This window comes from Novosphingobium album (ex Liu et al. 2023), assembly GCF_029076845.1.
In the GTDB taxonomy this organism is placed as follows: Bacteria; Pseudomonadota; Alphaproteobacteria; order Sphingomonadales; family Sphingomonadaceae; genus Novosphingobium.
This window is the reverse complement of sequence record NZ_JARESE010000028.1, coordinates 177136-195972: the sequence shown is the minus strand read 5'-3', so window position 1 is coordinate 195972 and position 18837 is coordinate 177136. Positions and strand designations below refer to the sequence as shown.

The 18837-nt window shown below is 66.9% G+C and carries 19 protein-coding genes and 1 tRNA gene; 16 read left to right on the top strand and 4 right to left on the bottom strand.

Annotation, left to right across the window (positions count from 1 at the left end):
• The first annotated feature begins 1 nt into the window (after position 1).
• The 5 genes from rseP to rpmE all read left to right on the top strand — a co-directional run bounded on the left by rseP (position 2) and on the right by rpmE (position 5777).
• The gene (rseP, locus tag PYV00_RS10125) at positions 2-1387 is read left to right on the top strand and encodes an RIP metalloprotease RseP (RefSeq protein ID WP_275228144.1); all 1386 of its coding nucleotides are present in this window, start codon (positions 2-4) and stop codon (positions 1385-1387) included.
• A 173-nt stretch (positions 1388-1560) separates the two neighbouring features.
• A complete protein-coding gene (bamA, locus tag PYV00_RS10120) occupies positions 1561-4302 on the top strand; it encodes an outer membrane protein assembly factor BamA (protein ID WP_275228143.1) in 2742 nt (913 codons plus the stop codon).
• The gene (locus tag PYV00_RS10115) at positions 4302-4970 is read left to right on the top strand and encodes an OmpH family outer membrane protein (protein WP_275228142.1); all 669 of its coding nucleotides are present in this window, start codon (positions 4302-4304) and stop codon (positions 4968-4970) included. Before bamA ends, PYV00_RS10115 begins: the two co-directional genes overlap by 1 nt.
• Positions 4970-5443 (top strand): 3-hydroxyacyl-ACP dehydratase FabZ, encoded by a 474-nt coding sequence (gene fabZ, locus PYV00_RS10110; protein ID WP_275228141.1) that lies wholly within the window; start codon positions 4970-4972, stop codon positions 5441-5443. The genes PYV00_RS10115 and fabZ overlap by 1 nt, the downstream gene beginning before the upstream one ends.
• Positions 5444-5546: 103 nt before the next feature.
• The gene (gene rpmE, locus PYV00_RS10105; RefSeq protein ID WP_275228140.1) at positions 5547-5777 is read left to right on the top strand and encodes a 50S ribosomal protein L31; all 231 of its coding nucleotides are present in this window, start codon (positions 5547-5549) and stop codon (positions 5775-5777) included.
• 124 nt (positions 5778-5901) lie between these two features.
• On the opposite strand, the gene PYV00_RS10100 is transcribed toward rpmE, so the two are convergent.
• Positions 5902-6243, bottom strand: coding sequence for a PilZ domain-containing protein (locus PYV00_RS10100; protein ID WP_275228139.1), 342 nt, complete (start codon positions 6241-6243; stop codon positions 5902-5904).
• Positions 6244-6448: 205 nt separating this feature from the next.
• Here PYV00_RS10100 and PYV00_RS10095 point away from each other — a divergent pair, with 205 nt between their 5' ends.
• Positions 6449-7036, top strand: coding sequence for a superoxide dismutase family protein (locus PYV00_RS10095; RefSeq protein WP_275228138.1), 588 nt, complete (start codon positions 6449-6451; stop codon positions 7034-7036).
• A gap of 48 nt (positions 7037-7084) precedes the next feature.
• Here PYV00_RS10095 and PYV00_RS10090 read toward each other — a convergent pair whose 3' ends face one another.
• The 3 genes from PYV00_RS10090 to PYV00_RS10080 all read right to left on the bottom strand — a co-directional run bounded on the left by PYV00_RS10090 (position 7085) and on the right by PYV00_RS10080 (position 10247).
• Positions 7085-8878: an ATP-grasp domain-containing protein gene (locus PYV00_RS10090; RefSeq protein ID WP_275228137.1), complete on the bottom strand. Its 1794-nt coding sequence runs from the start codon at positions 8876-8878 to the stop codon at positions 7085-7087.
• A 114-nt stretch (positions 8879-8992) separates the two neighbouring features.
• Positions 8993-9625 carry a prolyl hydroxylase family protein gene (locus tag PYV00_RS10085; RefSeq protein ID WP_275228136.1) on the bottom strand — a complete coding sequence of 211 codons (633 nt, stop codon included), beginning with the start codon at positions 9623-9625 and terminating at the stop codon, positions 8993-8995.
• Positions 9626-9665: 40 nt separating this feature from the next.
• Positions 9666-10247 carry a prolyl hydroxylase family protein gene (locus PYV00_RS10080; RefSeq protein ID WP_275228247.1) on the bottom strand — a complete coding sequence of 194 codons (582 nt, stop codon included), beginning with the start codon at positions 10245-10247 and terminating at the stop codon, positions 9666-9668.
• 364 nt (positions 10248-10611) lie between these two features.
• Here PYV00_RS10080 and PYV00_RS10075 point away from each other — a divergent pair.
• The 10 genes from PYV00_RS10075 (at position 10612) to PYV00_RS10030 (ending at position 18821) form a co-directional block, all read left to right on the top strand.
• Positions 10612-10688: transfer RNA gene (locus PYV00_RS10075), tRNA-His, on the top strand.
• A gap of 45 nt (positions 10689-10733) precedes the next feature.
• Positions 10734-11798, top strand: coding sequence for a Glu/Leu/Phe/Val family dehydrogenase (locus PYV00_RS10070; protein WP_275228135.1), 1065 nt, complete (start codon positions 10734-10736; stop codon positions 11796-11798).
• Positions 11799-11865: 67 nt separating this feature from the next.
• Complete coding sequence (ccmC, locus tag PYV00_RS10065; RefSeq protein WP_275228134.1) at positions 11866-12597, top strand: heme ABC transporter permease CcmC; 732 nt, start codon at positions 11866-11868, stop codon at positions 12595-12597.
• Positions 12597-12749, top strand: coding sequence for a hypothetical protein (locus PYV00_RS10060; RefSeq protein WP_275228133.1), 153 nt, complete (start codon positions 12597-12599; stop codon positions 12747-12749). Before ccmC ends, PYV00_RS10060 begins: the two co-directional genes overlap by 1 nt.
• 17 nt (positions 12750-12766) lie before the next feature.
• Entirely contained in the window at positions 12767-13219 is a 453-nt protein-coding gene (ccmE, locus tag PYV00_RS10055; RefSeq protein WP_275228246.1) for a cytochrome c maturation protein CcmE, read from the top strand.
• On the top strand, positions 13216-15162 hold the full coding sequence (locus PYV00_RS10050) for a heme lyase CcmF/NrfE family subunit (protein WP_275228132.1): 1947 nt from the start codon (positions 13216-13218) through the stop codon (positions 15160-15162). Before ccmE ends, PYV00_RS10050 begins: the two co-directional genes overlap by 4 nt.
• Positions 15159-15710, top strand: coding sequence for a DsbE family thiol:disulfide interchange protein (locus tag PYV00_RS10045; protein WP_275228131.1), 552 nt, complete (start codon positions 15159-15161; stop codon positions 15708-15710). Before PYV00_RS10050 ends, PYV00_RS10045 begins: the two co-directional genes overlap by 4 nt.
• On the top strand, positions 15707-16120 hold the full coding sequence (locus PYV00_RS10040) for a cytochrome c-type biogenesis protein (RefSeq protein ID WP_275228130.1): 414 nt from the start codon (positions 15707-15709) through the stop codon (positions 16118-16120). The genes PYV00_RS10045 and PYV00_RS10040 overlap by 4 nt, the downstream gene beginning before the upstream one ends.
• Positions 16117-16764: a tetratricopeptide repeat protein gene (locus tag PYV00_RS10035; protein WP_275228129.1), complete on the top strand. Its 648-nt coding sequence runs from the start codon at positions 16117-16119 to the stop codon at positions 16762-16764. Before PYV00_RS10040 ends, PYV00_RS10035 begins: the two co-directional genes overlap by 4 nt.
• Before the next feature lie 92 nt (positions 16765-16856).
• Positions 16857-18821, top strand: coding sequence for a potassium transporter Kup (locus PYV00_RS10030; RefSeq protein ID WP_275228128.1), 1965 nt, complete (start codon positions 16857-16859; stop codon positions 18819-18821).
• Positions 18822-18837: the final 16 nt, after the last annotated feature.

The window sequence follows — 18837 nt, the reverse complement described above, 5'->3', positions numbered from 1 at the left end:
GTTGCTCGCATCGCCATCGCTGCTGACCACGATCGTCGCCTTCGTCCTCCTGCTCGGGCCGCTCATCGTCATTCACGAACTGGGGCACTATCTGGTTGGCCGGTGGTTCGGCGTGAAGGCCGATGCCTTCTCGGTCGGTTTCGGCAAGGAGATCGCCGGTTTTACCGACAGGCGCGGCACCCGCTGGAAGCTTTCCGCGCTGCCGCTGGGCGGCTATGTCCAGTTCGCCGGCGACATGAACGCGGCCAGTATGCCCGATCCCGCGCAGGACACGATGCCGCCCGAGGAGCGCGCGCGCACGTTCCAGGCCAAGCCCTTGTGGCAGCGCAGCCTGATCGTGCTGGCCGGGCCGCTGACCAACCTGCTGTTTGCCGTGGCGATCTTCGCCGCGTTCAACCTGGCTTACGGCAAGGTCGTCGCGACGCCCGAAGTCGGCGCGTTCATGCCCCGGTCCGATGCGCAGGCCGCCGGCCTGAAGGTGGGCGACCGCATCGTCGCGGTGGACGGCAACCGGATCGACAGCGCCACCGATATTCCGCAATATATCGTGCCTTATCCGGGCCGTACGGTGTCGCTGGCGGTCAAGCGCGAACGGCGCACGCTGATCGTCCCGGTCAAGCTTTCGCCCCGGGTGGAAAGCGACGAATTCGGCAACAAGGCAAGGCTGGCCGATCTGGGGATCAGCTTCATCGTCCCGATCGTCGATGATTTTCCGGCCGGATCGCCCGCCAGGGCGGCCGGCATCCGCGTGGGCGACCGGGTGCTGGCGGTCGATGGGCGGCCTGTCATCGGCCATCCCGATATCCTCGCCGCGGTGACCCCGCGTCCCGGGCAGGTCGTGCCGATCGAGGTGCGGCGCGACGGGCAGCGCCTGACCATCCCGGTGCGGCTGCAGTCGGACATCGTGCGCGGCAGCGACGGCAAGGAGGTGCGCGTCGGGCGGCTGGGCATCGCGCTGAGGGGCGGGGACATCGTGCCTGTCGGCCCGGTCGAGGCGGTGGCGCTAGGCTTCGAGCAGAGCCTGGGCACGATGAAGATGATGGCCACCGGCGTCGGCCAGATCTTCACCGGCGAACGCTCGGTCAAGGAACTGGGCGGGCCGATCAAGATCGCCAAGTATTCGGGCGAGCAGTTCACGCTCGGCTGGCCGCAGTTCGTCAGCTTCGTCGCGCTGATCTCGATTAACTTGGCATTCATCAACCTCCTGCCAATTCCTGCGCTCGACGGCGGGCACCTGGCTTTCTACGCGGCCGAGGCGGTGCGGCGGAAGCCGTTGGGCCTGCGCAGTCAGGAATGGGCGTTCCGTACCGGGCTTGCACTCGTGCTGGCACTGATGCTGTTCGTCACCATCAACGATCTGGCGGCCCTCCCGTTTTTCGGGGGATAGCCGGGAGGAATTCGCTTTCGATCACATTGTCGCCGGGATTGACTGCTTGATTGGCTGACGTCCATCGGGCAGAGGGCGGCGATTGTCTGCGGCAAGGCATGACGGCCCGGCAGGGATGGATTGGTGTTCCGCTAGGCGCTTACGGGATTTGGCGTGGAATGATGGGATTGGAAATGGCTCGCTGCGTTGATGCCGGGCGTGCGTCTGGACTAGCCGCCGTTCTGCTGGGCACCACGATCCTGGCGGGCCTTCCCGTTTCGGCCATGGCCCAGGCCGCCGCGGCACCGGCCGCGCCTGCGGCGAGCGCGCCGGTGGTGGGCGAAACGATCAGGTCGATCCAGGTGGTCGGGGCCGAGCGCCTGGAGGCCCAGACGATCCTGTCCTACGTCAAGCTGCGCATCGGCCAGCCCTATACGTCGGCCGCGGCCGACGAGGCGCTGAAGGACCTCTACGAGACCGAGCTGCTTTCCGATGTCAAGATCACCAACGAGAACGGCTTCGTTACGATCGAGGTGAAGGAAAACCCGGTGGTCAACCGGATCCTCCTCGAAGGCAACAAGCGCATCAAGAGCGACAAGATCCTGCCCGAGATCAAGGTCGCGCCGCGCCAGATCTTCACCCGCTCCAAGGTTCGCGCCGACGTGGCGCGCATCATCGAGCTGTACAAGCGGCAGGGCCGCTACGCCGCGACCGTCGAGCCGAAGATGGTCATGCTCGAGCAGAACCGCGTCGATATCGTCTTCGAGATCACCGAGGGTGACAAGTCGAAGGTCCGGCAGATCAACATCATCGGCAACGAGAAGTTCTCCGACGGCGAGCTGCGCGGCCAGATGGTGACCAAGCAGGCCCGCATCACCAAGCTGTTCAGTTCCAGCACCAGCTACGATCCCGACCGGCTCGCGTTCGATCAGCAGAAGCTGCGCCAGTTCTACCTGACCGAAGGCTATGCGGATTTCCGCGTCGTGTCCGCCGTGGCCGAGCTGACGCCGGACAAGAAGGACTTCATCATCACTTACGTCGTCGAGGAAGGCGACCGCTACAAGTTCGGCGACATCAAGGTCGACAGCCAGCTGCGCGATTTCGACAGCGACGCGCTGACCCGGCAATTGCCGATGAAGACCGGCGACTGGTACAATGCCAAACTGGTCGAGGACACGATCGAGAAGCTTGGCGATACCGCCGGCGCGTTCGGCTATGCCTTCGCCGATGTGCGCCCGCAGTACGATCGCAGCAAGGAAGACCTCACCATGGGTCTGAAGTTCGTGATCGCCGAGGCGCCGCGCGTCTATGTCGAGCGGATCGACGTCAACGGCAACACGCTGACCCAGGACAAGGTGGTGCGCCGCGAGTTCCGCCTGGCCGAAGGCGACGCGTTCAACTCGCTGCAGGTCAAGCGTTCGTCGAACCGCATCAAGTCGCTCGGCTACTTCCAGGAGAAGTTCGAGGTCGAGCAGAAGCCGGGCGCGGCGGCCGACCGGATTATCCTGGAAGCCAACGTGGAGGAAAAGCCGACCGGCCAGCTCCAGCTCTCGGCCGGCTTCTCCAGCCTCGAAAGCTTCATCTTCCAGGCATCGGTGCAGCAGCGCAATTTCCGCGGGCGCGGCCAGACGGTCGGCATCTCGGGCAGCTATTCGCGCTATTCGAAAAGCGTCGAGGCCAGCTTTACCGAGCCTTACGTGTTCGACAAGAACGTCTCGCTGGGCGTCGACATCTACCGGCGTGACTACAACAGCTTCCGTTTCTACACCTCGGACCGCGATACCACCTATCAGCAGGCGACCACCGGCTTCCAGATCCGCGCCGGCCTGCCGCTCACCGAATTCCTCACCGGCATCGCGCGCTACACGCTCAATTACGATGACATCTCGCTCGACAAGGGGCTGTTCTTCAGCGACCGTCAGGGCGGCGGCTACCAGTGCGACCCGCTGCTTGCCGGCCGCTATCTGTGCGAGGCGATCGGCAAGCGCACCAGTTCGATCATCGGCCTGTCGCTGATCTACGATACGCTGGACAACCGGGTGCGCCCGACGCGCGGCATGTCGGCCTCGATCAGCGGTGATTTCGCCGGCCTTGCCGGTTCGGTCAAGTATGGCCGCGTGACCGCCAAGGCATCGCGCTACTGGCCGGTGGGCGGCGGTTTCATCTTCTCGCTTTCGGCCGAAGGCGGCGCGATCAAGTCGTTCGAGAATCGCAACAATCCCGGTGTCGACGATGTCCGCCTGACCGACCGCTTCTATCTGGGCGAACCGCAGATCCGCGGTTTCGACATTCGCGGCGTCGGCCCGCGCGTGCTGCGCAAGCCGTATATGGATACCAACGGCGACGGCGTCATCAGCGGCGATGCCAACGGCAACGGTGTGGTCGATGCGGGCGAGGACGGCTTCTCCGAGAAGCGCAGCGACTGGGCCGACGATTCGCTGGGCGGCAAGTACTACTACCTCGGCCGGGCCGAGCTGGAGATCCCGCTGGGCTCGGGCGCGCGCGAACTGGGGCTGCGACCGTCGATCTTCGTCGATGCCGGCGCGGTCTGGGGCATCACCAAGCCCCGCCTCGACACGGTCCTGAGCAGCACGCTGATCCCCGAACGCGATGCGAACGGCGCGGCGCTTTACAACCAGATCGACGCGGTCGACAGCAATTGTACCGCCACCTCGGTATCGATCGTGACGAACCAGACCAACCCCAACCCGCCGGCCTGCCTTACCTCCAACGCCAACGTCGCGCGCGGTTCGACCATCGCGCCGTTCCAGGAATTCTTCGTGGGCAATACCTGGAAGCCGCGCGTTGCGGTGGGCATCGGCGTCAACTGGAATTCGCCTTTCGGCCCCTTCCGCATCGATTTCTCCAAAGTCCTCCTCAAGCAGGATGGGGACGATACCAAGGCCTTCACATTCAACGTGGGAACCCAATTCTGATGAACATCATCCTCAAGTCCGCCCTAGCCGCCAGCCTGATGGCCGGCACCGTCGCCGCGCAGCCGGCGCTCGCGCAGGATGCCGGCACGATCGTGCAAGGCATCGCGATCGCCAATCTTGAAGCGGTGGTGGCCAATTCGACCGCGTTCACCACGGCCGAGCAGCAGCGCACGACGACCTACAAGGCGCAGCTCGATCAGGCCGAAGCGCGCCGCAACGCGCTCAACGCGCAGATCAAGCCGCTGGTCGACAAGTTCAACGTCGATCGCCAGGGCGGCAAGGTCACGCAGGCCGCGCTCGAACAGCAGGCCAATGCGATCCAGCAGATCCAGGAAAGCGGCCAGAACGAGCTGCAGCGCATTCTTGAGCCCGTGGCGATGTCGCGCGCCTATGTCTCCGAGCAGGTCGAGGACAAGATCGACGCCGCGGTGAAGAGCGCGATGGCCAAAAAGAAGATCTCGCTGCTGCTCAGCCCGCAGGCCGTGCTCGCGGTGAACGCGAATGCCTATAACCTCAACCAGGATATCCTCACCGAGCTGAACACGCTGATCCCCTCGGCCCAGCTCGTCCCGCCGGCCGGCTGGGAGCCGCGCCAGCTTCGTGAGGCGCGCGCGCAGCAGCAGGCCGCCGCCCAGCCCGCCGCGAAGGCACCGGCGCAGGGCCGCTGATGAGCGGGACGGATACCACCGGGGCGGCCAGCGCCGCCCCGGCTTACGATTTCCCGAAGATCCTGGAAGCACTGCCGCATCGCTACCCGATGCTGCTGGTCGATCGCGTGGTTTCGGTTTCGGCCGAGGAGATCCACGCGGTCAAGGCGGTGAGCTTCAACGAAGGCTTCTTCCAGGGTCACTTCCCCGGCCGCCCGATCATGCCCGGCGTGCTGCAGATCGAGGCGCTGGCGCAAGCCGCTGGCATTCTTGCCATCGAGACGCTCGGCCTCGCCGGAACCGGCAAGCTGGTCTACTTCATGGCGATCGAGGAAGCCAAGTTCCGCAATCCGGTCGAACCGGGCGTGCTGCTCGATCTGCGCGTCGGCTTCGTCCAGAAGCGGGCTCGGGTGTGCAAGTTCTGGGGCAAGGCCTCGATCGGCGACAAGGTGACATGCGATGTCAACTTCACCGCGATGATCGCGGATAGCTGAGCGGAGCGTCTTTCGAGACCTTGCATTTTGCCCTGACCGACGCTATGCGCGCCGCTTCCAATTCCAGGCCGGTCGGTACCGGCCAAGCGAAAGAGAATTCGACATGAAGCCCGATACGCACCCCGACTACCACATGATCACGGTTCAGATGACCGACGGCACCACCTTCCAGACGCGTTCCACCTGGGGCAGCGAAGGCGATACGCTGGTGCTCGACATCGACCCGACGTCGCACCCGGCGTGGACCGGCGGCAACCAGCGCCTGGTCAACGAGGGCGGCCGTGTCGCGCAGTTCAACAAGCGTTTCGGCGGCCTCACGCTCAAGAAGGGCTGATCGCCGGCTTCAAGGCAATCGCAAGGGGCGGTCCGATAGGGCCGCCCTTTTTCGTTGGCGGGCCGCATCGGTGGCAAGCCGCCGATGGGATCGGTTTTCGCTGTCTCAGCCTTGCCCCGACCATTCAGAAATCGGCGTCTATCAGGGCGATCCATTCGGTACGTTCGGAGGGGATCGGCCGCAGGAATTCCATGCCCGCCGTCCCGTCGCGCACCCAGCGCACGATCGCGCTAAGCCTGGGCGCGTCGCGCAGCCAGATCGAGACGAAGGCGCCCTGGTGCAGCCAGGGCGATTGCGAGCGGATGCTGCACCCGTGCCGCGAGACATCGGCCAGCACCACTTTCGTGCGCGATCCGCCCGAGGATTCCAGCGTGGCCTCGAACCGCGCCGCCTTGCGCGGCTCGCGCCGGCGATTGCGCCGGTTCACGGAATTCGCGCCAGAGAGCCGTTCAAGCGGTGCGTCCATCGTTTCGTTTCCTGCCTTTGCGTCGATGCCTCCACCGGCTTTCACCATTCACGCCATTGGTTAACGCTTTGCCTCGCGACGGGCTTGCCTGCCGGTTAACCATGGGCTGGCCGGCACGCGGCGAATTATCCGCGGTGCTGAGGAACTTTCCCACCCGCGCCGTCATTGCGCTATGGAAGCCTTCCCCCCAACCTGGAGACCGACGATGCACCGTTACGCCCGATTCCTTACGTTTTGCGCCGCCGCCGCGCTTGGCGCGCAGCCGGTTCTCGCGCAGGGCGATGCCGCGCATGGCGCCGGAGATCACGAGGCCGCCGCCACCGGCGCGGCGATGCCCGGCATGGCCCACGCGGCGGTGATCGATGCCACGGGCAAGCGGATCGGCATGGTCATGCTGGAACAGACGCCGAGCGGCGTGCTCGTCACCGCCGATATCAAGGGCCTGCCGCAAGGCGAACATGGCTTCCACTTCCACGAAAAGGGCCTGTGCGATCCGGCCGCCAAGTTTGCCAGCGCTGGCGGCCACTTCGCGCCCGGCGGGCATCAGCACGGGCTGAAAGTGGCTGGCGGGCCGCACGAAGGCGACATGCCCAACCAGTATGTCGGCGCCGATGGCGTGCTCAAGGCCGAAGTGATCAATCCGCATGTCCGGCTGGGCGAGGGCCCCGGCTCGATCGCCGATGCGGACGGGACCGCGCTGGTGATCCATGCCGACCCGGACGATTACACGAGCCAGCCCGCGGGCAATGCCGGCGGCCGCATCGCCTGCGCGGTGATCAGCGCGCCGAAGTAACCCCCTCGCGCGAAAGGCCGCGCCCGGCAGGCAGGCGCGGCCTTTGCGTCATGCCTCGGCGGGTTCGCGTTCGACCACGGGGATCAGCGCGCGGATGCGCCGTTGGGCGTCGTCGGCCTCCGCTCCGTCCAGCCCAACCGTGCGCAGCGAATCGATGCCGTCCACCGGCAAGCCACGGCGCACGATCTCATCGAGGCTGCCGGCCAGGACCAGCGCCCGCACATCGCGCCGCAGGATCAGCGCGATCGCCCGGTCGAACAGGGTATCGGCGCCCAGGACCAGCGGCAGGCCATCGGGCCGTTCGGTCCGGTCCGCCGTGGTCAGGTAGTGGCGCGAGGCGCCAAGGTCGTTGCGCCGGTCGCGCGCTGCGCCCACCAGATCGCCCGTGCCGACGATGAGATGGACCGGGATGCGGCCATCGCCGCCCAGCATCAGCGGCCAGAACTGCATCAGGCGATGCTCGCGGAGCGATGAATTGATTTGCGGGCGCGTGTTGATCTCGTTGATCACGGCGCCGTTCTCGTACCAGGGACGCGTCAGATCGGGGGTGATCATGTCGACCCCGGCGATGCTCAGCCCGAACAGGCGCGTGACCTCGCAAGCCAGTTGCACGTTCTCGGGGTGAAGCTGGTCGGTCACTTCCGCCACATCGCCGCCCCAGGCATTGCTGAAGATGGGGCGCAGCCAGGCACGCTGCCCTTCGGCCGGAACCGAATCGGGCGTGAGCCCGTCCCGCGCCAGGCATTGCCGCGCCAGATCGTCGATCGGGAAGGGCATCAGGCGCTTCCACGGCGGCAATTTCTCGCGCGCCGCATCGCCGCGCGCGGCAAGCTGGGCGACGGTATCCTGGCCATTGCCGATCACGCATTTGGGAATGCGCTCCACGACGTAGTTCACCTGGCCGTTGGCCACCAGGATGCGATAGCTTGCGCCGTGGATGTGCTTTTCCACCAGCGCGGCCTCGCCCCATTCGCGCGCGTAATCGAACGCGGCGAGAAAATCCGCCTCGTTGTCGATGAAGGCCGTGACGCCTTCGGAACGTTCGCGGTCGATCGGCTTGACGACGACGGGCCAGCCGATCGTCTCGGCCGCGCGCAATGCCTGTTCGCGCGTCTGGACCAGCATGTGTTCGGGCACGGGGAGGCCGGCCGCGCGCATGAACCGCGCCGCCTCGAACTTGTTGCCGCTGATCCGGTTGCCGACGACCGAATCAGCCAGCCCTGTCGAGCTGTGCATGATCTGCGCGCGCGCGCCCCAGCCATACAGCATCGTGCCGCCGCCCAGATGCCGGAAGGGAACGCCAGAACGATAGGCGAAATCGCTGAGCGTCACGGTCGTGCTGGTGAGATCGGTCGTCTCGCGCAGCTTGCTGGCCAGTTCGTTCTCGATCCTGAGCAGCAGCGTGCTCGCGGTTTCGGGTGAGGGCGCGAGCGAGAGCGGCCCGAGCACGAGTTGGAGCGCATCGTGGAACAGGCGGGCGAAGATCGCATCGTGCAGGTTCTCGACGATCGGCAGCGCCACGGTGATGTCCACGCGTCCCGCATCGCCGATGGCGACGCGCAGCACGCGGCCGGGATCGAAGCTGGGCAGGCCGCTGGCCCGCGCGAGTTCGCCGTACAGCGTCAGCGCCCGTGCGGTGATCGCGATGGCATTCGCTCTGGCAGCGTCCTCGCCGCTGCCCGCGGAGGGCAGATTCAGCCCGGTGATGCGGAAATAGTCGCTCAGCCAAAGGTCGATATGGGCCAGTTCGGGGCTTCCGGTGAGTTCGAACGCATCGCGCACATGCAGCGCGGGCTGCCGCATGTGATAGCGATAGGCCTGAAATCCATCCGTGGTCGTCATGCGTTGCCCTTCATCTCTGCCAGCTTGTGCCAGACCTGCCCGGCCGTGGTCGCGCGGTTGTGGTCGCAAAGCAGGGGAAGAAGCAATATCGTTGATGGCGTCGGCCGGCATCGCTCAGCCCCAGGGGCGTTCGCGATACCACTTGGTGATCACGTATTTCGCCCCGGCCCTGACTTTCATGCCCTGGTGGAAGGTGGCCTTGTTGCCCCCGCCATCGGCGGTCCGGTTGTTCCAGGCGACAAGCTTGCCGCGTTCGGGCTGGATGATCTTGCCGATCGCGTTGAAGCGCGTGGCGCCGCCGGCCGCGACATCGTTGAGGTAGACCATGAACGTCCAGGTCCGCTGGCCCGAGATTCCGCAATAGCGTTCCCAGTCGCGGCCCGTGGGGCTGAACCAGTCGACGTGCGACTTGAATTCCTGCCCCGCCAGATAGCGCTGGCCCTGCACCGGTTCGCCCAGCGCCGGGTCTATGGCGTTGAGCGCGAACAGCTTTGCCTCCAGCGCGGTAACGGCCGGTTCGGCCGCGTCCAGGTCGCAAGTCTCGCTGGTGCGAAAGTTGGGGTCGCCATCGTGGTTGGCCAGTTCCGAAGGGCGGCGGCGGGCCTCGACCAGCGCGATCAGGGCCTCGCACAAGTCGGGCGGCAGGAAATCGCGCAGGATGAACAGTTCCAGCTTGCCGCTGGGCACGCGCTGCAGGCCGGGCTGGCGCAGCAGCCGGTCCGCCAGCGACAGGTCCGGGCCGGTCAACCTCGCGCGTCCATCAAAGGCCGGAAGCGCAACCGGCTTCCTAGCGCCAGGGCCGTTCGCGATACCAGCGCGTGATGACGTATTTGACGCCTTGGCGCACTTTCATCGCGTGATGCATCGTGGCCGCGTTCAGGCTGCCGTCGGGGCGCCGGTTGTTCCAGGCGAGCAGCCGGCCGCGTTCGGGCTGGAAGATCTTGTCGATCACGCGAAACCGCGTCGCGCCGCCGGCATCGACATCGTTGAGGTAGATCATGAAGGTCCAGGTGCGCTGCCCGGACACCTTGCAATAGACGTCATAGTCCGCGTGATCGGGTTCGAAATAGTCGGTATGCGCCTTGAATTCTTGCCCGACTTCATAGCGCTGGCCTTGCAGCCGTTCGCCATAGCGAGGATCGATTCCCGATATCGCCGCCAGCTTGGCATCGAGCGCGGCGACGGCGGGGTGATCGTGCCGCAAGTCGCAAGTCTCGCTCGTGCGGAAATTCTGCTCGCCATAGGAATTGGCGATCGTCGAGGGGCGGCGGTCCGTCTCGATCAGCGCGATCAGCGCGGCGCATTCCTCGGCATCGAGGAAATCGCGCTTGGTGCACATCTCCGCGCGCGGGGTGGGAACGCGCTGCATTCCCGAGTGCTGGATCAGGAAGTCCGCCGTCGTCGAGCCGGGGCCCAGATCGACCCGATCGGCCACAGCCGCCGCTCGTCGCGGGGGCGAGGCCGCGGACCGCACGACCCGCGCCGCGCCGTTCCCCGGCTGGAGCGAGCCCGGAAAGGCCAGAAGGGACCGGGTTGATTCGCGAGGTGCTTTCACGCCCTTGGACATAGCCGCGCGCGCAAAGAAAGAAAATTGCGTCAGGTCAAGCCGCGACAACTTTTTCGCTTTGCAAAAAGGTGCTCCTGTGCGAGAGCGCGCGCCTGCGCCAATCGCTGCTTGCAGCGTTTTGTGGCGTTCCCTAACAGCGCGCCTCCAGCGTGCGCGCAGGTGTGTGGCGATCGTAGCTCAGTTGGTTAGAGCGCCGGTTTGTGGTACCGGAGGTCGTGGGTTCGAACCCCATCGATCGCCCCATCATCTTTGTCCCCAGCGCACCGCGAACAACGATGGAGCGAGCGCGTGGCGGCCTTCTGGACGGAATCTGACTTTGACGATCACGAGCTTGTCGAGCTCGTCCATGACCGGGCCAGCGGCCTGACCGCGATTATCGCGCTCCATTCCACGCACCTGGGCCCCGGCGCGGGCGGCACGCGATTCTGGCACTATGCCGATCCGGCCGGCGCGATGCGCGACGCGCTGCGCCTTTCGCGCGGGATGAGTTACAAGAACGCGATGGCCGGCCTGCCGATGGGCGGGGGCAAGGCGGTGATCCTGGCCGGGCCCGACAAGGCCAAGACGCCCGAGATGCTGGCCGCGTTCGCCGATGCGGTCGAGCGGCTGGGCGGCCGCTATATCACCGCCGAGGACGTGGGCATCAACGAGATGGACATGGCCGCGGTGGCGCGCCGCACGCCTTATGTCTCGGGCCTGCCTTCCACCGACAGCGCGGCGGCGGGCGGCAATCCGGGGCCGTTCACCGCCAAGGGCGTGTTCCTGGGGATCAAGGCGGCGGTGGCGCACAAGCTCGGCACCGACAGCATGGCGGGCGTGCATGTGGCGGTGCAAGGCACGGGCAGCGTCGGCGGCGGCGCCGCGCGGTTGCTCGCGGCCGAGGGCGCGCGGCTGACGCTGGCCGATGTCGACGCGGGCAGGGCGGCGGCGCTGGCCGGCGAGCTGGGCGCCGATACCGTGGCGGCCGATGTCGTCATGGACGTGGTGTGCGATGTGTTCAGCCCGAACGCGCTGGGCGCGGTCATCGACGATGCCGGCATTTCCCGGCTGCGCGCGCCGATCGTCGCGGGCGGCGCCAACAACCAGCTCGCCCGGCCCGAGCATGGGCCCCGGCTGGCCGAGCGCGGCATTCTCTATGCGCCCGACTATGTCATCAACGGCGGCGGGATCATTGCCGTCGCGCTCGAATATTTCGCGCGGCGCGACGGGCATCACTGCGATATCGCCGAAGTCCACGCCAAGGTCGCCGAAGTGCCGCTGCGGCTCAAGGCGATCTGGCAAGAGGCCGACGCCACGGGCCGTTCCCCCGATCAGGTGGCCGATGCGATGGCCCAGCGGCTGATCGGGCGATAGAATCCGGTTCGCAAGTCGCGAACAAGCCCTTGCCCGCAGCGCGGCGGACACTAGAAGCGGCGCTGTCATGCATGGCTTCGCCAACCCCGCGCGTTTCCTGCGCATTGCCCGGTGGCTGACCCCGGCGTGCCTGATTCTCGGCTGCGTGGTCGCCGGCGCCGCGCTGGCCTGGGGCGTGTTCCAGGTGCCGCCCGACCGCCTGATGGGCGATACCGTGCGAATCCTGTTCCTCCACGTGCCGGCCGCCTGGCTTGGCATGGCCGGCTGGATGACGATCGCCGGGGCAAGCGTGGCCGAACTGGTCTGGCGCCATCCGCTGGCGGGAATCGCCGCGCGCGCCGCCGCCATTCCGGGCGCGGTGTTCACCGCGATCTGCCTTGTCACCGGATCGATCTGGGGGCGGCCGACATGGGGCACCTGGTGGGTGTGGGACGGCCGGCTCACCTCGATGCTGGTGCTGCTGTTCCTCTATTTCGGCTATATCGCGCTGGCTGACGCGGCGCAGCGCGATGGCGGCGGCAACGGGCGCGTCGCGGCGATCTTCGGCATCGTCGGCGCGGTCAACGTGCCGATCATCAACCGTTCGGTGGTGTGGTGGAATTCGCTGCACCAGCCGCCCAGCATCACCATGGGCAAATCGGCGATCGACCCGGCCTATCTTTGGCCGCTGCTGTTCGCGACGATCGGCTTCAGCCTGATCTTCGCGGGCGTGGTGCTGGCGCGGATGCGCGCGATCCTGGCCGATATCCAGGCCGAGGCGCGGCTGCGGCGCAAGGCGATGGCGGAGGCCGGGGCCTGATGCGCGAGGCGTTGGATCAGTGGGCCTTCGTCTGGGCCGGCTATGCGATCGGGATTGCCGGCACCGCCGCGATGATCGCGTGGAGCTGGCTGTCGATGCGCCGGGCCGAGCGCCGCCGCGACAAGGCCCGCGGCACGGTGAGGGAGCGTTGATGGCCGGTTCGGGCACCATGGGCCTCAAGCCCAAGCACCAGCGGCTGGTGCTGCTGGCCATCGCGCTGGTCGTGCTGATCGGCGCGGCGCTGCTGGCGATCTGGGCGCTGCGCAACCAGGCGAGCTATTTCTACGTGCCCAGCGAGATCGTCGCCGAACGGCCCGCGCCTGACCGTGCGGTGCGGCTGGGCGGCATGGTCGAGAAGGGCTCGCTCAGGACCGAGGCTGACGGCGTGACGATCGCTTTCGTCGTGGGCGATGGCAAGGCGCGCGTCCCGGTGCGGTTTTCCGGCATCGTGCCGTCGCTGTTCGTCGAAGGCTCGGGCGTCGTCGCCGAAGGCAAGCTGGGCGCCGACGGCACCTTCTTGGCCGACAACCTGCTGGCCAAGCATGATGAGAAATACGTCCCGCGCGAAATGCAGAACATGACGGACGAGCAGGCCAGGCAGGTCGTGGCGCAGACCCGATGATCGCCGAATTCGGCCTTGCCGCGCTCTGGCTCGCGGCCGCGCTCGCGGCGTTGCAGCTTATCGCCGGCGCGCTCGCGCTGACCCCGCGCGGCGCGGCGCTGGCGGGCGTGGTCCGGCCGGTGGCGGTGGTGCAGGGCCTGCTGGCGCTGGCCGCGTTCGGCGCGCTGATCCTCGTCTTCGCCGAAACCGACCTGTCGGTGAAGCTGGTGGCGATGAACTCGCACTCGATGAAGCCGCTGATCTTCAAGATCGCCGGGGCCTGGGGCAATCACGAAGGCTCGATGCTGCTGTGGGTCACGGTGATGGGCATGGCCGGCGGCTTCGTCGCGCTGGTCGAGAAGCGCTTGCCCGAGCCGACCATGCTGGCGACGCTGGCCGGGCAGGCTTTCGTCAGCCTGGGGTTCTATGCCTTCCTGCTGATCGCCTCCAACCCGTTCGAGCGGCTTTCGCCCGCGCCGCCCGAGGGCAACGGGCTCAATCCGCTGCTGCAGGACCTGGGCCTCGCGTTCCACCCGCCGACGCTTTACCTCGGCTATGTCGGGCTCTCGGTCGCCTTCAGCTTCGCTATCGGCGCGCTGGTGACGCGCCAGGTCGGCCCGGCTTTCGCGCGGGCGATGCGGCCCTGGGTGCTGGCCGCGTGGATCTTCCTGACCGTGGGCATCACCGCCGGTTCCTATTGGGCCTATTACGAGCTGGGCTGGGGCGGCTGGTGGTTCTGGGACCCGGTCGAGAATGCCTCGCTGATGCCCTGGCTCGCCGCGACCGCGCTGCTCCATTCGTGCGGCGTGCTGGCGGCGCGCAATGCGCTGCGCGCCTGGACGGTGATGCTGGGCGTGGTCGCGTTCTCGATGTCGATGATTGGCACTTTCCTGGTCCGCTCGGGCATTCTCACCAGCGTCCATGCCTTCGCCGTCGATCCCGAGCGGGGCAGCTTCATCCTCGCGCTGCTGGCGATCAACATCGGCGGCGCGCTCACCCTGTTCGGCCTGCGCGCCGCGACCGTGACCGAGGGGGAGCGCTTTCGCCCGGTCAGCCGCGAAGGCGCGCTGGTGCTCAACAACGTGATGCTCTCGGCGATCCTGGGCATTGTCCTGTTCGGCACGCTCTATCCGCTGCTGGCCGAGGCGATGGGGGCGAAAGTCTCGGTCGGCCCGCCCTATTTCAACCCGATGAGCGCGATCTTCTTCGTGCCGATGCTGGTGGTGCTGGCCGTCGGCCCGCTGCTGCGCTGGCGGCGCGACACGTTCGCGCGGGTGCGCAAGCGGCTGGCGCTGCCCCTGCTCGCGGTGCTGGCGGGGATCGCGATCGTGCTGGCGATCGGCGACGTTGCCGTGCTGCCGTTCCTTGGGCTGGTGCTGGCTGCCGGGCTTGCCGTTGCCAGCGTGCTGCCCTTGCGCGACCGCAACTTGCGCCGCACGCCGCTGCCCGTGTGGGGCATGGTGCTGGCGCATTTCGGCATTGCCGTCGCGCTGTTCGGCATGGCGAGCGAAAGCGCCTTTTCGGTCGAGAAACTGGTCGCGGTGCGTACGGGCGAGACCACGCGGGTGGGGCCCTGGGCGATCCGGCTGATGGCGGTCGAGCCCGTGGCCGGCCCGAACTGGACCGCGCTCGAAGCGCAGATGCTGGCGCGCTACCAGGATGGCCGCGGCACCGAGCTTCGCCCGCAATCGCGCAGCTTCTGGACGCCGCCGCAGCAGACCAGCGAATCCGCGCTGCTCACGCGCTGGAACGGCCAGCTCTATGCGGTGCTGGGCGGCGAGGCGACCGACGGGCGCTGGCAGCTGCGCCTCTGGTGGAAGCCGTTCGTGCCGATGATCTGGCTGGGCGGCCTGCTGATCGCGCTGGGCGGCGTGCTGGCGCTGGCCGGGCGGACCGCCAGCGATATCCGCCGGCTGGTCGCGCGCGACAAGATCGCCTATCGCCGCACGAGGCAGGGCCGATGACCGAGCAAACCCGCAAGACCAGCCGCTGGACGATCTGGCTGCCGCTCGCGCTGTTCGCGGCTTTCGTCGTGCTGGTCCTGATCGGCCTGTTCCGGCCGGCCGGCCGGGACGTTGCCAGCACGCTGATCGGCAAGCCGCTGCCCGCTTTCGACTTGCCGCCCGCGCTGCCCGAACGCCCCGGCCTTGCCAGCACCGCCTTCGGCAAGGGCCAGCCGCGCCTGCTGAACATCTTCGCCAGCTGGTGCATTCCCTGCCGCGTCGAGGCGCCGCAGCTTGACCGGCTGAAACGCATGGGCGTGCCGATCGATGCCATTTCGGTGCGTGACCGGCCCGAGGACTTGCGCGGCTTCCTGGCGCAGAACGGCGATCCCTTCCAGAGCATCGGCGCCGATGACGATGGCAAGGTGCAGCTCGCGCTCGGCTCGTCGGGCGTGCCCGAGACTTACGTGATCGATGGCAAGGGCACGATCCGCTATCAGCATATCGGCGAGATCCGGCCCGAGCACTTGCCGCTGATCCTGGAAAAGCTGAAAGAAGCCGGGCGATGAGGCGGCTGCTGGCCTTGCTGCTGTTTGCACTGCTGGCGGTGCCGCTCGCCGCGCAGGAAGAGCAATCGACCGCGCCTTACGCCTATCGCCAGCTTGACGATCCCAGGCAGGAAGACGCCGCGCAGGCACTGATGGAATCGCTGCGCTGCCTGCAATGCCAGGGCCAGTCGATTGCCGATTCGGACGCGCCGATCGCCGGTTCGATGCGCTCGCTGGTGCGCGAACGCATCGCCGCCGGCGAACAGCCCGAGGCGATTCGCGCCTGGCTGATCGAACGCTATGGCGATTACGTCAGCTATGCGCCGCGCGTCACGTCGCTCACCTGGCCGCTGTTCGCGCTGCCACTGGTGCTGATCGCGCTGGCCGCGCTGCTGCTGCGGCGGCGTTTCACGCGAAGGGACGGCGCATGAGCTGGGTTCTGGCCTTCCTGCTGGCTCTGGCCGCTTTCGTGGTGATCGCCTGGGTGCTCAAGGCGCCGCGATCGGGCTGGGAAGCGATCGGTGCAGCGCTGCTGTTCGGCATCGCCGGTTATGGCCTGCAAGGCAGCCCCGGCCTGGAAGGCGCGCCCAAGGCCGCGCAGGAGACCTATGCCGGCGATGCCGCCGCGCTGGTCGAGGCGCGCCGCAAGGTGGACGACAGCGGCATCGGTCCGACCGACCGGCTGGTGGTGATCGCCGATGGCCTGGCGCGCAACGGCCACTTCGCCGACGCGGCCGAGCTGCTGCGCGGATCGGTGGAGGAAAACCCGAAGAACGGCGATGCCTGGCTCGCCATGGGCAATGCGCTGGTCGCCCATGCCGATGGCCTGCTGACCCCGGCCTCGCTCTATGCCTATCGCCGCGCGGCGCTGGCCGAGCCGGAAAGCCCCGGCCCGCCGCTGTTCCTTGGCCTCGCCATGGCGCAATCGGGCCGCTTCGCCGAAGCCAAGGCGCTGTGGGGCGATCTGCTCGCGCGCGCGCCGGCCGATGCGCCCTGGCGCGCCGATCTGGAGGAAAAACTGGTCCGGCTCGATCAGTTCATCGCGATGCAGCAGCAGTCCGGGACAGTCCCTTGATCGCCGTTGCTAGGTACCAGCCTTGCTGCTAACGGCTCGCGCTTGTCGCGGTTGCGAAGGCTGGGTGCTCGAATCCATGACGGGGCGGGTAAATGACTGATGCGACGTCGGATTCGGCCGGAGTGAGCCCCGCGATGATCGATCCCGCCACGGCTGAGTCGGTGCATCGCGCGCCGCACACGCCCGGCACCGGCAATATCACCAAGCTGGCGTTCGGCGCGATTGGCGTCGTCTTCGGCGATATCGGCACCAGCCCGCTTTACGCCTTTCGCGAAACTTTCGTCGGCCCGCATCCGCTGGCGATCGACGATCTGCACATTCTGGGCGTGGTCAGCCTGATCTTCTGGTCGATGACACTGGTGGTCTCGATCCAGTACGTCGGCATCCTGATGCGCGCGGACAACAAGGGGCAGGGCGGCAGCCTGGCCCTGGTCGCGCTGATTTCGGGCAAGATCAGCAAATCGCGCTATGGCGGCATCGCGGTGCTGCTGGGCGTCTTCGCCACCGCGCTGTTCTATGGCGACAGCATGATCACCCCGGCGGTCTCGGTGCTTTCGGCGGTCGAGGGGCTGACCGTGGTCGAATCGCGCCTGCAACCGCTGGTCATCCCGATCGCGCTGATCCTGCTGATCGGCCTGTTCGTCATCCAGAAGAGCGGCACGGCCAAGGTCGGCGCGCTGTTCGCGCCGGTCATGGTGATCTATTTCGCCGTGCTGGCCATCCTGGGCATCGTCCATCTGGTGCAGACGCCGCATATCCTGCTGGCGCTGAACCCCTGGTACGCGATGCAGTTCTTCCTGACCGACAAGATGCTGGGCTTCCTCGCGCTCGGCTCGGTCGTGCTGGCGGTGACAGGGTCGGAAGCGCTCTATTCGGACATGGGCCATTTCGGGCGTGGGCCGATGCGGATCTCGTGGTTCGGCTTCGTCATGCCGTGCCTGCTGCTCAATTATTTCGGGCAAGGCGCGATGATCATCGGGCTCGACGATGTCGCCGCCGCGGAAGCGATGGAGAACCCGTTCTTCGTCCTCGCGCCCGAGGCGCTGCGCCTGCCGCTGGTCATCCTGGCGACATGCGCCACCTTCATCGCCAGCCAGGCGGTGATCTCGGGCGCGTTCTCGATCACGCACCAGGCGATGCAGCTCGGCTTCATCCCGCGTCTGTCCACGCGCCACACCAGCGAGCACGAGGTCGGCCAGATCTATATCCCCTCGGTCAACTATGCGCTGATGACCGGCGTGATCGTGCTGGTGCTGTTCTTCCAGAACTCGTCGAACCTGGCTTCGGCCTATGGCATTGCCGTGACCGGGGCGATGCTGATCGACACTTGCCTGATGGCGGTGCTGCTGCTGGTGATGTGGCGCTGGAAGTGGTGGCTGGCGGTGCCGGTGATCGTGGTGTTCTTCATGGTGGACGGCGCCTATTTCGCGGCCAACTTCGCCAAGGTGGGCGATGGCGGCTGGTTCCCGCTGCTGATCGGCGGCATTGCCTTCACCTTGCTCACCACCTGGAACAAGGGCCGCCGCCTGATGCGCGAGCGCATGACCGAGGCGGCGCTGCCGCTCAACGTCTTCGCCAAGAGCGCGCATGGCAGCGCCGCGCGCGTGCCGGGCACCGCGATCTTCATGGCATCAAGCAATATCGGCGTGCCTTCGGCGCTGCTGCACAACATCAAGCACAACAAGGTGCTGCACGAGCGCGTCGTGGTGCTGACGATCGAAGTGCAGGACGTGCCCTATGTCGAGGATGCCGAGCGGATCGAGGTGCAGGATCTGGGCGAGGGCTTCTTCCGCATGACCATGCGCTATGGCTTCATGGAGGAGACCGACGTTCCGGCCGCGCTCAAGCACGCCGAGATGTGCGGCGGCCCGTTCGAGATGATGAAGACCAGCTTCTTCCTTTCGCGCCAGACACTGCTGCCTTCGGCCAAGCCGGGCATGGCGATCTGGCGCGAGAAGCTGTTCTCCTGGATGATGCGCAACGCGGCCAGCGCGATGGAATTCTTCCGCCTGCCGACCAACCGCGTGGTCGAACTGGGCAGCCAGCTCGAAATCTGAGCGAATCCGAAGCGGG

What these genes read in the sequence shown, in the direction of transcription:
- PYV00_RS10060 (WP_275228133.1), top strand. Translation starts at nt 12,597, where the DNA reads ATGCGCGAGGCGTTGGATCAGTGGGCCTTCGTCTGGGCCGGCTATGCG.
- bamA (WP_275228143.1), top strand. Translation starts at nt 1,561, where the DNA reads ATGGCTCGCTGCGTTGATGCCGGGCGTGCGTCTGGACTAGCCGCCGTT.
- PYV00_RS10030 (WP_275228128.1), top strand. Translation starts at nt 16,857, where the DNA reads ATGACTGATGCGACGTCGGATTCGGCCGGAGTGAGCCCCGCGATGATC.
- ccmE (WP_275228246.1), top strand. Translation starts at nt 12,767, where the DNA reads ATGGGCCTCAAGCCCAAGCACCAGCGGCTGGTGCTGCTGGCCATCGCG.
- PYV00_RS10080 (WP_275228247.1), bottom strand. Translation starts at nt 10,247, where the DNA reads ATGCAGCGCGTTCCCACCCCGCGCGCGGAGATGTGCACCAAGCGCGAT.
- PYV00_RS10040 (WP_275228130.1), top strand. Translation starts at nt 15,707, where the DNA reads ATGAGGCGGCTGCTGGCCTTGCTGCTGTTTGCACTGCTGGCGGTGCCG.
- PYV00_RS10095 (WP_275228138.1), top strand. Translation starts at nt 6,449, where the DNA reads ATGCACCGTTACGCCCGATTCCTTACGTTTTGCGCCGCCGCCGCGCTT.
- PYV00_RS10045 (WP_275228131.1), top strand. Translation starts at nt 15,159, where the DNA reads ATGACCGAGCAAACCCGCAAGACCAGCCGCTGGACGATCTGGCTGCCG.
- ccmC (WP_275228134.1), top strand. Translation starts at nt 11,866, where the DNA reads ATGCATGGCTTCGCCAACCCCGCGCGTTTCCTGCGCATTGCCCGGTGG.
- rpmE (WP_275228140.1), top strand. Translation starts at nt 5,547, where the DNA reads ATGAAGCCCGATACGCACCCCGACTACCACATGATCACGGTTCAGATG.
- PYV00_RS10115 (WP_275228142.1), top strand. Translation starts at nt 4,302, where the DNA reads ATGAACATCATCCTCAAGTCCGCCCTAGCCGCCAGCCTGATGGCCGGC.
- PYV00_RS10090 (WP_275228137.1), bottom strand. Translation starts at nt 8,878, where the DNA reads ATGACGACCACGGATGGATTTCAGGCCTATCGCTATCACATGCGGCAG.
- PYV00_RS10035 (WP_275228129.1), top strand. Translation starts at nt 16,117, where the DNA reads ATGAGCTGGGTTCTGGCCTTCCTGCTGGCTCTGGCCGCTTTCGTGGTG.
- PYV00_RS10100 (WP_275228139.1), bottom strand. Translation starts at nt 6,243, where the DNA reads ATGGACGCACCGCTTGAACGGCTCTCTGGCGCGAATTCCGTGAACCGG.
- PYV00_RS10050 (WP_275228132.1), top strand. Translation starts at nt 13,216, where the DNA reads ATGATCGCCGAATTCGGCCTTGCCGCGCTCTGGCTCGCGGCCGCGCTC.
- fabZ (WP_275228141.1), top strand. Translation starts at nt 4,970, where the DNA reads ATGAGCGGGACGGATACCACCGGGGCGGCCAGCGCCGCCCCGGCTTAC.